Here is a 12,299-nt window from a genome sequence, read left to right as displayed (position 1 = left end):
TTGCTGGAGAACGCTGTCGGCTACCGCGGCCGGCGGCACTCGAAGGTGACAACCTCGTCGCCATGCTTCGGCGCGCTGCCGAAGTCGTAATTGCCGGAAACGACGAGATCGACGAAGCCGGCAGCACGCAGGGTCAGCGCCATTTCCTCCACGCCCCACCAGCGCATCGTCAAGAATTCGAGCTCGCTCGACGCCAGCTTGCCTTCGCACCAGAGTTCGTAGCGCAGATGCGACACGGTCGTCTGGGCGATCAGGTCGGCCTTGACCCGTTGGCTGGTCAGCGTCAGCAGGTCGCCCGCCTCGGTCTGCCAATTGCGGATGCTCGGCTGGGTGTCGGCGAAAAGATCATGCGGATACAGGTCGAAGATCAGGCGACCGCCCGGCCGAAGATGGTCTAGGAAACGTTTGACGGTCGCAATCGCCGTGGCATGGTCGGCGATCAGCTGCAGCGATCCGGCGGGAATGACGATCGCCTCGAAGCGCTCCTCATGGGCAAAGGCCTCGAAAGTCTGCTGCGATAGCGCCGGTGTCAGCGAGCGTTCCTTGCAATGCGCCCGGCAATAGCCGAGCATTTCTGGCGACGCGTCGAAGCCTCTGACGTCAAGGCCGGCTTCAAGCAGCGGAATCAGCGCGCGACCGTTGCCGACAGCCGGTTCCAGTATCGGGCCGGAACACTCGTTCAAACGCTCGAGATAATACTCGACGTCGCCGAAGGACTTTCCAATATATTTGTCTAAATTATAAACATGAGAGGCAAGCTTGCCGTAAGAATTGTTCAACATGCATTCGTCCAAACTGCTGAAGAAAGTGAAACGCCTATCCTATACAGCAGCATGCTCCGATGCGGTGTCGTTCAATTGTCACGCCGATCGCTTTTGTGATGCGACGAGCTTCGCGCATGGCACCATCGGCTGCGGCAAGCCGACGACAGTTCTGACTTGACAGCCGCCCCGGAAATCCGGGACGGACCCGCACGCTCAGCCAGGCATGCGGCAGACGGCACCGACGAGTTTTAGCACGAAGGGGCGGACTGTCAGCACGCAAAGGAAAGCGACCGGCATCGCCAGCGCATAGGTGCTGAGCACACGGCCGGGGTAGCCGGCATCGATACCGGTGTTTACGCCGACGATGACGCAGCACATCAGAAACGCCATGATCGCCGACATGAAGAAGGCAAAGGTAATCGGCACCGCCCGCGGTGGCAGCTTGCGGCTGCGCGCGATCCGCGGCGGTGGCATCGTATCTTCCATGGTGAGGATCTCCATAGCTTGCCCGCACGGACCATCCCAGCGGCATGGCCGGCACTATACGGATGACGTCGCGCGGAGGTAGGCCATTGCAGCCTTGCTCAGAGTTAGGCAAAACCATCGAATGGGAATACACAGTCGATGGATGTCATTATGGATACGTTGCGCGGCATCGAGAGTTTCGTTCGAAGCGTGGAGGAAGGCAGTATCGCCGCGGCGGCGCGCAAACTCGGCATCACGCCGGCCTCGGCAAGCCAGAATATCGCCCGACTGGAGCGGGCGCTCGGCGCCAGACTGCTTAGCCGCACGACCCGGCAATTGGGCCTCACGGAAAGCGGCCGGGTCTATTTCGACCGGGTGCGCAGCGTTGTCCATGATCTCGAACTCGCAGCCGTTGCAGTCGCATCGCTGAGCCAGGAGCCGCGGGGATCGCTGAAGATCGCGTCCTCGGTCGCCTTCGGCCGTCATGTGGTGGCGCCTCTCGTGCCATCCTTTGCCGCACGCCATCCGGAGGTCTCGATCGAACTCGTCGTCACCGATCGGGAGATCGACCACATCGGCGAGGGCATCGATATCAGCGTGCGCTTCGGCCTGCAGCTGGAGCCTGGGCTGATTGCGCGCAAGCTTGCCTCGGTGCCGATGGTCATCTGTGCCTCCCCGTCCTACATCGAGCGGCGCGGCCGGCCCGAGCACCCGGAAGACCTGATCCATCATCATTGCCTCGTCTACCGCTATGCCGGGCACGGGCGAATCTTTCGCTGGGGTTTCGTGCGGGATGGACTGCGTTTTGAGCCGGAACTGAAGGCAACGATCGTTAGCAACGATATCGACACACTTGCCGAAATGGCGATCGCCGGCGCCGGCATCACGCGGCTCGGTGCCTTCATCGCAACGGACCTGATTGCGCGCGGCCTGCTTGTGCCGCTGTTCGGCGGCGCACCGCGCGAAGGCATTGCCAACACCGACCACGAGCCCTTCGACTTCTATGCCTGCTTCGTCGATCGCCAGGCGGAAACGCCGAAGGTTCGCGCCTTCATTGAGCATGCGGCGCAGTCCCTCAAAGGTCGGTGGTAGCCGTCACGATCGCGCAACATCCCGCCGTCAGGCGAGCTCTACCTGGGCGACATTCTGCGCGGCTTCCTTTGCAAGCTTTGCCTCGCGGCGAAGCTTGAGCTTGTAACCGACTTCGACGATCGCATGGATCGCCGGGACGAATTCCTGACCGAGATCGCTCAGCCTGTATTCGACCGAAGGTGGCGATGTCGGCATGATCCGCCGTTCGATCGCACCCTTTTCCTCCATATCCTTCAGGCGCGTGCTCAGCACCTTCGCCGAAATGCCGGGAATATCGATCTTGAGTTCGCTGAAGCGGCGTGGACCGCCGCTCAGATACCAGATGATGTTGGGCGCCCAGGCGCCGCCAAGCATGACCATGCACTCCCCGACCGGGCAGGTCGGCGGCAATGCCGCAGCTCTATTCTTTCGAATTTTCAAGCTCATGGGCAAAATTCTCCAGTTACCGTGGGGAAACCGCAAACGTCGGTAACATAAAGTAATCTCATATACAAAAGTTATCGCTTCGGTTTAGGTTCCGCCGTCTTCGACAGAGACCATCATTGCAAAAGGAACATGGCCATGAAGCTTTATTACGCCCCCGGCGCCTGCTCGCTCTCGCCCCATATCAGCCTGCGCGAAGCGGGCGTCGAGTTCGAGATCGTCAAGGTCGATACCGCGACGCACCTCACCGAAAGCGGCGCCGATTTCAAGGCGGTCAACCCCAAGGGCTATGTGCCGGCACTGGTGCTCGAAACCGGCGACGTCGTCACCGAAGGTGCGGCCGTCGTGCAGTACATTGCCGATCGCTTTCCGAAGGCCGGGCTTGCCCCTGCCAACGGCACGCTGGAACGCACCCGCCTGCAGGAGCAGCTGAACTTCATCGCCTCCGAACTGCACAAGGCGTTCTCGCCGCTGTTCAGCAAGACGGCAAGCGTCGATGCCAAGGAGACGGCCGCGGCGCAGGTTTCCAAACGGCTCGGCAACGTCGAAACCCTGCTTTCCGATGGCCGCGCCCATCTGCTCGGCGAAGCCTTCTCCGTTGCCGACGCCTATCTCTTCACCGTCGTCAATTGGACCAGCGTCACCGGAATTTCGCTTAGCCCGTGGCCGCACCTGACGGCCTACATGCAGCGTGTTCGCGAGCGCCCGGCAGTGCAGGCAGCCATGAAGGCCGAAGGGCTGATCGCGGCATGAGCGGCACCCACAACGATCCGCACTTTGCGGCCGTCATCGATGTGCTCGGGCGCTACTTCGACGGGCTCTACCACAGCGACACGGCGATCCTGCGCGAGGTTTTTCACCCGAAAGCCCACTACGCCACCGCGACTGGGGGAGAACTGCTCGAACTCGACATGAACAGGTATTTCCCGATCGTCGACAAACGTCCCTCGCCGGCAAGCCGTGGCGAGGTGCGCGCAGACAGGATCGTCTCGATCGAATTTGCCGGCCCGGTGACGGCCTTCGCCAAGGTACAATGCGCAATCGGCGAGAAGGCGTTCACCGACTTCCTGTCGCTGATCTTCGTTGACGGACGCTGGCAGATCATCGCCAAGGTCTTTCACTACGACATCCGACAACCAGGCTAAGGAGCCAGCAATGCCCTATGTAAACATCAAGATCACCCGCGAAGGCGCGACCAGCGAACAGAAGGCGGCGCTCATCAAGGGCGTCACCGACCTGCTCGTCACGGTGCTCGACAAGAACCCGGCCACCACCTTCGTCGTCATCGACGAGGTGGCATTCGAAGACTGGGGCGTCGGTGGCCTGCCGGTGGAGGAATATCGAAAGCAACTGAAAGCAAAGAGCTAGTCGTTCCTCACTGCCTTGGGTCTGCCCAGCGAACGATCGAACGCTTGCCCGGTCGCGTTCCACTGCCTTCTCCCCACCGATGGGGAGAAGGAACCATCGACCGGCGAAGTCCTTTCCGCTTGATCGTCGCAGCCGGGCTCTCTATCTCATTGTCTCCCGCCGCATAAATCCCGGAGACACGCCTTGTCCGTTTTCAAGAACCTGCCCGAAGCTCCCGTCGCCGCGAAAAAGCCGGTGACCGATACGCGCCACGGCATCACCCGCACCGACGACTACGCTTGGCTGCGGGACGACAACTGGCAGGCAATGTTCAAGGATCCCTCGATCCTCAACCCTGACATCCGCAAGCATCTGGAGGCCGAAAACGCCTACATGAACGCGGCGATGGACGACACCAAGGCGCTGCAGAAGACGCTGTTTGCCGAGATGCGCGGCCGCATCAAGGAAGACGACAGTTCGATACCGGTGAAAGATGGCCCCTTTGCCTATGGCAGCCTCTACGTAACCGGCGGCGAGCAGCCGCGTTACTTCCGCATCCCGCGCGACGCCGACAATAAGGACGAGACCATCCGGCAGGTGCTGCTTGACGGCGACAAGGAAGCCGAAGGCAAGTCCTATTTCCGCCTTGCGGGCCTCGACCACTCGACCGACCACAGCCGCGGCCTTTGGGGGTACGACGACAAGGGATCGGAATATTTCACGCTGAAGGTGCGCGACCTTTCGACCGGCGAGGATCTTGCCGACGTGATCGAGAACACCGGCGGCGGCGGCGCCTGGGCGCCTGATGGCAAGAGCTTCTTCTACACCGTGCTTGACGACAACCACCGTCCGTCGAAGATCTTCCACCACGTGCTCGGTACGCCCCAGGCGGACGATCGGCTGGTCTATGAAGAAAAGGACCCAGGTTTCTTCATGTCGGTCGGCGGATCGCTCCTCGACGACTTCATCTACATCGACATCAACGACCACGAGACCAGCGAGTATCGCCTGCTTTCGACCAAGGATCTCACGGCCGAGCCGAAGCTGGTCGCCGGTCGCGTCATCGGTCTCGAATATGCCATGACCGAAGGCGGCGACGTCTTCTACATCCTCACCAATGCCGACGGCGCCAAGGATTTCAAGATCATGGAAGCGCCGGTGGAAGCACCGGGCAAGGAGAACTGGCGCGAGGTCGTGGCCCATAGGCCGGGTACGCTGATCCTCAGCCACATGGCCTATGCCCGCCACCTCGTCTGGCTGCAGCGCCGCGACGGTCTGCCGGAAATCGTCATCCGCGACCGCAAGACCGGCGAAGAGCACGCGATCGCCTTTGCCGAGGAAGCCTATTCGCTTGGGCTCTCCGGCGCTGCCGAATACGACACCGACGTCATCCGCTTTTCCTATTCGTCGATGACGACGCCGTCGCAGCTCTTCGACTATGACATGGCGACGCGTAAGCGCACGCTGCTCAAGACACAGGAAGTACCATCAGGGCACAATCCCGACGACTATGTCACCCGCCGCGTCTTCGCGCCGTCCTGGGATGGAACGAAGGTGCCGGTGACGTTGCTTTATCGTAAGGATACGCCGCTCGACGGTTCGGCACCGTGCCTGCTCTATGGCTACGGCGCTTATGGCATCACCATTCCTGCCGGCTTCAATACCAACTGCCTGTCGCTCGCCGACCGTGGCTTCGTCTATGCCATCGCCCATATCCGCGGCGGCAAGGACCGGGGCTTCTCCTGGTATGAGGACGGCAAGATGGCCAAGAAGACCAACACCTTCAAGGACTTCATCGCCGCCGCTGACTATCTGAATCAGGAGAAGTTCACGTCCTACGCGAACATCGTCGCCGAAGGCGGATCGGCCGGCGGCATGCTGATGGGCGCCATCGCCAACATGGCTCCGGAAAAATTCACCGGCATCATCGCCGCGGTGCCCTTCGTCGACGTGCTCAACACCATGCTCGACGACACCCTGCCGCTGACCCCGCCGGAATGGCCGGAATGGGGCAATCCGATCGACAGCCCTGAGTTCTACGACATCATCGCCGGCTATTCGCCCTACGACAATGTCGGGGCAAAACCCTACCCTGCAATCCTTGCGCTCGGCGGCTTGACCGACCCGCGCGTGACCTATTGGGAACCGGCGAAATGGGTCGCCCGCCTGCGCGAAAAGACCACGGGCGTTGAGCCGATCCTGATGAAGACCAACATGGACGCCGGCCACGGCGGCGCCTCCGGCCGCTTCCAGCGACTTGAAGAGATCGCCTTCGAGTATGCCTTCGCCATCAAGGTCGCCGGCAGAATGTAAAACCTACAGCGCCGTGCGTCGTTTCAGACGCACAAAAGTCGCTGTCGCACTTTGAATGGTTGCATGTTTTAGCCTTAGGTCGGATACGATCTAAGGAAACATGCAAGAGGAGACGCACCATGCCCGTTCACGTCGCCCTCCTTCGTGCCATCAATGTCGGCGGGGCCGGCATGCTGGCGATGGCCGACCTCAGAGCGATCTGCGAGGGGCTCGGCTTTAACGACGTGAAGACCTATATCCAGAGCGGCAACGTGCTGTTCCGCTCCGATTTGCCGGCGCCGGAGGCGGCGGCAAAACTCGATGCTGCGCTTGGCGAGAAGCTCGGCAAGGCGCCCGGCGTGATGATCCAGAACGCCAGGCAGCTGCAGACGGTTGCCGAGAACGCCCCCTTCCCCGACGCCAAGACCAATCTGCTGCATGTGGTCTTCCTGCCGAATGCGGCGCCGGCGGACGCGCTCGACAGGCTTGTCGCGCCCGACGGTGAGGAAGTGCAGGTCGCCGGGCACGAAATCTATGTGCACTATCCTGGTGGATCCGGGCGATCGAAGCTGAAGCTGCCGGCGTTGAAGCCGGGCACCGCGCGCAACCTCAATACGGTGCGCAAGCTCGCCGAAATGGCGCAGACCATGGAAGACGACAAAGACTGATGCTCACGGGGCTGCCGGCTGGAACAGCAGCCGGACAAAGGTGCGGAAGACCAGCAGCTGGGCGGGCAGGTTCTTAGGCTCCTTCAGCGCCTTCGACAGGATGATGCCACCCTCGATCACCGTTGAGACCATGTCGGCAAGCTGGTCGACATCCAGCGGCTCACGTGGCCGGTAGACCTGCATGATATCGCGGAACATCGCTCCGAAACGGCGGCGCCACATCAGCGCCGCTTGCCGATTGATCTCCTGTATGTCGCGGTCGAAGGCACGCTCGTGGCTACAGATCACCGCAACCAGGCAGCCGGGGTGACCGTTCGGAAGATCGGAGAGCAGTTCCGACAACAGCTTGAGGCCAAGCAGAAACGCCTGGAGCGGATCGTCCGCAAGCTCGCGCGCCCGGCTGAAGATCTCGTCATAGATCCGCTCGTCGTTTTCAACGTAGCGTTCGAGCAGCGCCTTCGCCAGCTCGTTCTTGTCGCGAAAATGGTAGAAGAAACCGCTCTTGGTGATACCGGTCTCGGCGATCAACTCATCGATCGAGGTCCCGCCAAATCCCTTCGCCAGCACCGAGACTTCGGCGGCGTCGAGAATCTTGGCGCGCGTTTCCTCACCCTTTCGCATTAGCCGTTTCCCTACCTTCGGTACAGTTTCCACCAATGACATGGCGACCAGCGAGCAATGCCGCGGCAAATCGCAACCAGCAAGCCTATGATTTCACTGAGATATTTACGTATATTAGCAATAGTATACCTTAAGTCGCCTAGTTTAGAAGACGATAAAAAGGCAGAAATTTAACCATCCTTGCGGGAATGGGAGCGCTCCGCCGGGATCCAACGCTAGCAAAAAACGGGTGGAGACCGACATGGCCAAATACCGACGCAGCCTGCCGCTCATGAAAGGTGCAACCTTTCTCAGCGACGGCGGCATGGAAACGACGCTGATCTTTCACGAAGGCGTCGAGCTCCCGCACTTTGCCTCCTTCGTCCTGCTGTCGACGTCCGAAGGACGACGGCGGCTGCTAAACTACTACACGCGCTATCTCGACATCGCACAACACCACGGCACTGGCTTCGTGCTCGACTCTGCGACCTGGCGTGCGAGCGCCGACTGGGGCGCCAAGCTTGGCTATGATGCCAGGGCGCTCGCCGAACTGAACCAGGATGCCGTCTATTTGCTGACGGAACTGCGCGCCGAGTACGAGCGGCCGCGGGCCCCGATCGTGCTCAGCGGTGCGATCGGCCCGCGTGGCGACGGCTACAGGGCTGGTCGCATGAGCCCTGACGAGGCCGAGGATTATCATGCCGCACAGGTCGCTGCCTTCGCCGTCAGCGACGCCGACATGATTTGCGCCTATACGATCACCAATATCGACGAGGCAATCGGCATCGCCCGCTCGGCGCAGAGCCACGGCATGCCCTGCGCCATCTCGTTTACGGTGGAGACAGACGGGCGGCTGCCGAACGGCCGCGCGCTCAAGGATGCGATCGAGACCGTCGATGCGGCGACCGGCCGGTTTCCGCAATACTACATGATCAATTGCGCCCATCCCGACCACTTCGACGCGAGTCTCGATGCCGGTAGCGCCTGGGTCCACAGGATCGGCGGCATCCGCGCCAATGCCTCGACGAAAAGCCACAGCGAGCTCGACGAAAGCGAGACGCTCGATCCCGGCGATCCGACGGCGCTCGGCCAGCAGTATCGGATGCTGACCGATCGTTTGCCGCGACTGCGCGTTCTCGGTGGCTGCTGCGGCACCGACCACCGCCATATCGCGGCGATTTGCGAGGCCTGCCTATCGCCGACGGCGCTTAGCGCCTGAAACGAAGACGGTACTCGCCCTCCCGGCCCTCCCGCGAACGACCTCTCGCGGGAGGGCGCCGCCTCGTCTGTCAACCCTCGCGAAACGGGGACAGCTCGTGTAGACTTGGCGCGAAAGGGCGGTGGCCGGAAGTCCCGGCAGAAACCGCTGACCGCAGAACCATGAACTACGCGCCTCCTTCGCCGACCGCCGAAACCGACGTCTTTCGCTTCGACAACAGTTTTGCGCGGTTGCCGCAGCAGTTCTTCGCCCGTGTCGACCCGACACCGGTTGCCGAACCCTGGCTGATCAAGCTCAACCGGCCGCTTGCCGAAGAACTCGGCCTCGACGTCGACAGTCTCGGGCGCGACGGCGGGCAGATCTTTTCCGGCAACAGCGTGCCTGCCGGTGCCGCGCCGCTCGCCATGGCCTATGCCGGCCACCAGTTCGGCACCTTCGTGCCGCAGCTCGGCGATGGCCGCGCGATCCTTCTTGGCGAGGTCATCGATCGGAACGGGCAGAGGCGTGACATCCAGCTGAAGGGACCGGGACAGACCCCGTTCTCGCGACGCGGCGACGGGCGGGCAGCGCTTGGCCCGGTGCTGCGTGAATACATCGTCAGCGAAGCCATGTTCGCGCTCGGCATCCCGACGACGCGAGCGCTTGCCGCCGTGGTAACCGGCCAACCTGTTTATCGCGAGCAGATCCTGCCGGGTGCCGTCTTTACCCGTGTTGCGGCAAGTCACATCCGCGTCGGCACCTTCCAGTTTTTTGCGGCGCGCGGCGACATGGCTTCGGTCCAGGCCCTGGCCGACTATGCGATCGACCGCCACTACCCGGAGGTACGGGATGACGAGCGCCCCTATCTCGCCTTCTTCAAGGCGGTGGTCGCGCGGCAGGCGGTATTGATTGCCCGCTGGCTGCATGTCGGCTTCATCCATGGCGTCATGAACACCGACAACATGACGATCTCGGGTGAGACCATCGACTTCGGCCCCTGCGCCTTCATGGATGCCTACGATCCGAAGAAGGTGTTCTCCTCGATCGATCAGTTCGGACGCTACGCCTATGCGAGCCAGCCGGCGATCGGCCAATGGAACCTGACGAGGCTTGCCGAGACGCTGGTGCCGCTCTTTGATCCGGTGGCGGCGACCGCGGTCGATCTCGCGAACGATGCGCTCGGCGAATATGGCGCGATCTTCCAGCGGCATTGGCTCGACGGCATGCGCCGCAAGATCGGGCTTGTCGGCGAGGAGGAAGGCGACCTTGATCTCGTCCAGGCGCTGCTGACGGCGATGCATCACGGTGAAGCCGACTTCATCCTCACCTTCCGCCGGCTTTGCGACTGTGCGGCCGATCCAGCGGCGGACGCTGCCCTGATATCCCTGTTCACCGACCCTGCCAGGATTGCCTCATGGCTTGCCGATTGGCGACAGCGCCTGGAGCGAGAGCCCGGCGCAGCAGGCGAGCGCACCGTGGCAATGAGGGCGGTCAACCCGGCCTATATTCCGCGCAACCACCGTATCGAACAGGCGATTGCAGCAGCGACGGAAGATGCCGACTTCTCGCTGTTCGAAGCGCTCGTCGACGTGACGTCCAAGCCCTACGAAGACCAGCCGCGTTTTACCGCCTATGCCGATCCGCCGCAGCCGGAAGAGGAAGTGCGGCAAACCTTCTGCGGCACGTGAGGTAAATCGACGGCAGCATAGTGCGCGCGCCCGGTAGTCGTGGCCTATGGCTTTCGGCCATAGGCCGACAGGAATATCCGCACGCTTTCCCTTGCGTGGGCGCGAAGAGCACCGGCATCGGGAATCGCCCGATCGCCGAGCAGCATGGCATCGTTGACGGGCTCGCCCATCACCAGCCAGTTGAAGAAGGACGCAGCGGCGCGCAGGTCCTGCGCCTCGACATCGCCGGCCTCGCGGTAATGAGCAAGGGCCTTTCTGAGCCTGTCGATCGAACGACGCGGCCCCTTCGCATGCAGTCTTTTGCCCAATTCCGGAAAGCGTTCCGCCTCGCCAATCACCAGGCGCCGCAGTTGCATCAGCCGCGGCGTCATGACGATCGCCAGCTGCTGCTCGGCGAAATCGAGCAGAAAATCCTCGATCGGGCGCCCATCTATGGGATCGGCGACCTGCTCCTCCAGCTCATCACCGGCCACGCCCGTCATGCCGGTGACAATATCGAGGAAGAGCGCCTCCTTGGTTCCGAAGTGGGCATAAACGGTCTGTTTCGACACGACGGCCATCGCCGCCACCTCGTCCATGTTGGTCGCGAGGAACCCGCGCTGCAGAAACAGCTCAGTGGCGGCAGTCAGGATGGACTGGCGCTTTCTCGTCATTCGCGTCTCGACGGGATTCGTCATTCTCAACCACGACCTCTCAGATGAGCACGCGATAGCACAAGTTCCTGACTACAGCGCCGCGCGTCTTATTAGGCGCGCAAAGGTCGCAGTAGCACGACCGCATTGACAAATCAAACTGGACGGTACAGTTTGATTTCTTATGAAGGCGGAGACGGCGGGTGAGCAAGAGCGAAAACCGGACCTTGAATGCGCAATGCAACTGCGGGCGGGTGCAGATGCACGCCGTCGGCAGGCCGATCGTGGCGACCGCCTGCTATTGCGCGAGCTGCCGGAAGGCAGGCGCACTGCTCGAGGCAATACCCGGCGCCGCACCAGTACTCAACAGCGATGGGTCCACGGACTTCGTGCTCTTCCGCAAGGATCGGATAGACTGCGTGCGTGGGGCCGATCAGCTTCGCGAGCACCGGCTGACGCCGACGTCGAAGACCCGCCGTGTCGTCGCCACCTGCTGCAATGCGCCGATGTTTCTCGAGTTTACCAGCGGCCATTGGCTGACGCTCTACCGGCATCGTCTCGACAAGGACGCCCGCCCACCCCTGCAGATGCGGGTAATGACGCGGGACCGCCGGGCAGATGTCAGCGTCAAGAACGACCTGCCGAGCTACGCCGGTCATTCCGGAAAATCCATGCTGAAGCTGATCGGCGCCTGGGCGGCAATGGCTTTCCGGTCCCCGAAGATCGACTATGTCAAGGGAGAGCTTGATGGCCATGGAACGTGAAAAGGTCGAGATCCAGAACATCGTTTCCCCAGGACACGTCACACGTGTCGACAAGGTGAAGTACGATGCAATGAAGGATGCGCTTCTCACCGCCCTATCGCGTGAGCAGTCCGCCCTCACGATCGCGGAAGCCAAGCAGAAGCTGCTGCCATTGCTGCCGGACGATCTTTTTCCAGGCGGCGCGAAGGCCGGTTGGTGGCTGAAGGCCGTCCAGCTCGATCTCGAGGCCAAGGGCGTGCTGCGTCGGGAAAACACCAAACCGCTGCGCCTTCGGCTCGCTTAGTCAGCCGAGACCGCGCGGTGAGCGCGCGACAGTGATCGTCTGCCGCGTGACGACGGCTGCCCCCTCACATCAAAGCAGCAAAG

15 protein-coding genes are annotated in these 12,299 nt (G+C 61.9%); 10 read left to right on the top strand and 5 right to left on the bottom strand.

All coding sequences use genetic code 11. The features are described from left to right. Nucleotides 1-20: 20 nt before the first annotated feature. Nucleotides 21-782: a class I SAM-dependent methyltransferase gene (locus ASD52_RS16550; protein ID WP_225906455.1), complete on the bottom strand. Its 762-nt coding sequence runs from the start codon at nt 780-782 to the stop codon at nt 21-23. Between the two features lie 195 nt (nt 783-977). Then, on the bottom strand, nt 978-1,250 hold the full coding sequence (locus ASD52_RS16545; protein WP_025426304.1) for a DUF2798 domain-containing protein: 273 nt from the start codon (nt 1,248-1,250) through the stop codon (nt 978-980). A gap of 150 nt (nt 1,251-1,400) precedes the next feature. Here ASD52_RS16545 and ASD52_RS16540 point away from each other — a divergent pair, with 150 nt between their 5' ends. Next, nucleotides 1,401-2,321 (top strand): LysR family transcriptional regulator, encoded by a 921-nt coding sequence (locus ASD52_RS16540; RefSeq protein ID WP_025426303.1) that lies wholly within the window; start codon nt 1,401-1,403, stop codon nt 2,319-2,321. Nucleotides 2,322-2,348: 27 nt separating this feature from the next. Here the strand turns inward: ASD52_RS16540 and ASD52_RS16535 are convergent, their stop codons facing one another. After that, nucleotides 2,349-2,747, bottom strand: a complete 399-nt coding sequence (locus ASD52_RS16535) for a helix-turn-helix domain-containing protein (protein WP_025426302.1) — start codon at nt 2,745-2,747, stop codon at nt 2,349-2,351. Between the two features lie 135 nt (nt 2,748-2,882). Here ASD52_RS16535 and gstA point away from each other — a divergent pair, with 135 nt between their 5' ends. The 5 genes from gstA to ASD52_RS16510 all read left to right on the top strand — a co-directional run bounded on the left by gstA (nt 2,883) and on the right by ASD52_RS16510 (nt 7,051). Next, nucleotides 2,883-3,497 (top strand): glutathione transferase GstA, encoded by a 615-nt coding sequence (gene gstA, locus ASD52_RS16530; protein ID WP_025426301.1) that lies wholly within the window; start codon nt 2,883-2,885, stop codon nt 3,495-3,497. After that, on the top strand, nt 3,494-3,889 hold the full coding sequence (locus tag ASD52_RS16525; protein ID WP_025426300.1) for a nuclear transport factor 2 family protein: 396 nt from the start codon (nt 3,494-3,496) through the stop codon (nt 3,887-3,889). The genes gstA and ASD52_RS16525 overlap by 4 nt, the downstream gene beginning before the upstream one ends. Before the next feature lie 10 nt (nt 3,890-3,899). Further along, entirely contained in the window at nt 3,900-4,112 is a 213-nt protein-coding gene (locus tag ASD52_RS16520; protein WP_025426299.1) for a 4-oxalocrotonate tautomerase family protein, read from the top strand. A gap of 183 nt (nt 4,113-4,295) precedes the next feature. After that, nucleotides 4,296-6,404, top strand: coding sequence for a S9 family peptidase (locus ASD52_RS16515; RefSeq protein ID WP_025426298.1), 2,109 nt, complete (start codon nt 4,296-4,298; stop codon nt 6,402-6,404). A 119-nt stretch (nt 6,405-6,523) separates the two neighbouring features. Then, nucleotides 6,524-7,051 (top strand): DUF1697 domain-containing protein, encoded by a 528-nt coding sequence (locus tag ASD52_RS16510; protein WP_025426297.1) that lies wholly within the window; start codon nt 6,524-6,526, stop codon nt 7,049-7,051. Nucleotides 7,052-7,054: 3 nt separating this feature from the next. Here the strand turns inward: ASD52_RS16510 and ASD52_RS16505 are convergent, their stop codons facing one another. Then, nucleotides 7,055-7,672: a TetR/AcrR family transcriptional regulator gene (locus ASD52_RS16505; protein WP_025426296.1), complete on the bottom strand. Its 618-nt coding sequence runs from the start codon at nt 7,670-7,672 to the stop codon at nt 7,055-7,057. A gap of 241 nt (nt 7,673-7,913) precedes the next feature. Here ASD52_RS16505 and ASD52_RS16500 point away from each other — a divergent pair, with 241 nt between their 5' ends. Together ASD52_RS16500 and ASD52_RS16495 are read left to right on the top strand one after the other, a co-directional pair. Then, nucleotides 7,914-8,870: a homocysteine S-methyltransferase family protein gene (locus tag ASD52_RS16500; RefSeq protein ID WP_025426295.1), complete on the top strand. Its 957-nt coding sequence runs from the start codon at nt 7,914-7,916 to the stop codon at nt 8,868-8,870. 161 nt (nt 8,871-9,031) lie between these two features. Beyond that, nucleotides 9,032-10,537 (top strand): protein adenylyltransferase SelO, encoded by a 1,506-nt coding sequence (locus ASD52_RS16495; RefSeq protein ID WP_025426294.1) that lies wholly within the window; start codon nt 9,032-9,034, stop codon nt 10,535-10,537. 44 nt (nt 10,538-10,581) lie between these two features. Here the strand turns inward: ASD52_RS16495 and ASD52_RS16490 are convergent, their stop codons facing one another. Further along, entirely contained in the window at nt 10,582-11,190 is a 609-nt protein-coding gene (locus tag ASD52_RS16490; protein WP_225906244.1) for a TetR/AcrR family transcriptional regulator, read from the bottom strand. A 182-nt stretch (nt 11,191-11,372) separates the two neighbouring features. Here ASD52_RS16490 and ASD52_RS16485 point away from each other — a divergent pair, with 182 nt between their 5' ends. Continuing rightward, nucleotides 11,373-11,933, top strand: a complete 561-nt coding sequence (locus tag ASD52_RS16485; protein ID WP_025426292.1) for a hypothetical protein — start codon at nt 11,373-11,375, stop codon at nt 11,931-11,933. Then, a complete protein-coding gene (locus ASD52_RS16480) occupies nt 11,917-12,216 on the top strand; it encodes a hypothetical protein (RefSeq protein ID WP_025426291.1) in 300 nt (99 codons plus the stop codon). Before ASD52_RS16485 ends, ASD52_RS16480 begins: the two co-directional genes overlap by 17 nt. The last annotated feature ends 83 nt before the right edge of the window (nt 12,217-12,299 follow it).

The organism is Ensifer sp. Root142, from assembly GCF_001426785.1.
Taxonomy (GTDB): domain Bacteria; phylum Pseudomonadota; class Alphaproteobacteria; order Rhizobiales; family Rhizobiaceae; genus Ensifer; species Ensifer canadensis.
The sequence above is the reverse complement of the archived record's forward strand: the minus strand, read 5'-3'. Positions and strand labels throughout refer to the sequence as shown.

Coding starts and splice junctions, on each gene's coding strand:
- ASD52_RS16550 (WP_225906455.1), bottom strand. CDS start 782: ATGTTGAACAATTCTTACGGCAAGCTTGCCTCTCATGTTTATAATTTA.
- ASD52_RS16545 (WP_025426304.1), bottom strand. CDS start 1,250: ATGGAAGATACGATGCCACCGCCGCGGATCGCGCGCAGCCGCAAGCTG.
- ASD52_RS16540 (WP_025426303.1), top strand. CDS start 1,401: ATGGATACGTTGCGCGGCATCGAGAGTTTCGTTCGAAGCGTGGAGGAA.
- ASD52_RS16535 (WP_025426302.1), bottom strand. CDS start 2,747: ATGAGCTTGAAAATTCGAAAGAATAGAGCTGCGGCATTGCCGCCGACC.
- gstA (WP_025426301.1), top strand. CDS start 2,883: ATGAAGCTTTATTACGCCCCCGGCGCCTGCTCGCTCTCGCCCCATATC.
- ASD52_RS16525 (WP_025426300.1), top strand. CDS start 3,494: ATGAGCGGCACCCACAACGATCCGCACTTTGCGGCCGTCATCGATGTG.
- ASD52_RS16520 (WP_025426299.1), top strand. CDS start 3,900: ATGCCCTATGTAAACATCAAGATCACCCGCGAAGGCGCGACCAGCGAA.
- ASD52_RS16510 (WP_025426297.1), top strand. CDS start 6,524: ATGCCCGTTCACGTCGCCCTCCTTCGTGCCATCAATGTCGGCGGGGCC.
- ASD52_RS16505 (WP_025426296.1), bottom strand. CDS start 7,672: ATGCGAAAGGGTGAGGAAACGCGCGCCAAGATTCTCGACGCCGCCGAA.
- ASD52_RS16500 (WP_025426295.1), top strand. CDS start 7,914: ATGGCCAAATACCGACGCAGCCTGCCGCTCATGAAAGGTGCAACCTTT.
- ASD52_RS16495 (WP_025426294.1), top strand. CDS start 9,032: ATGAACTACGCGCCTCCTTCGCCGACCGCCGAAACCGACGTCTTTCGC.
- ASD52_RS16490 (WP_225906244.1), bottom strand. CDS start 11,190: ATGACGAGAAAGCGCCAGTCCATCCTGACTGCCGCCACTGAGCTGTTT.
- ASD52_RS16480 (WP_025426291.1), top strand. CDS start 11,917: ATGGCCATGGAACGTGAAAAGGTCGAGATCCAGAACATCGTTTCCCCA.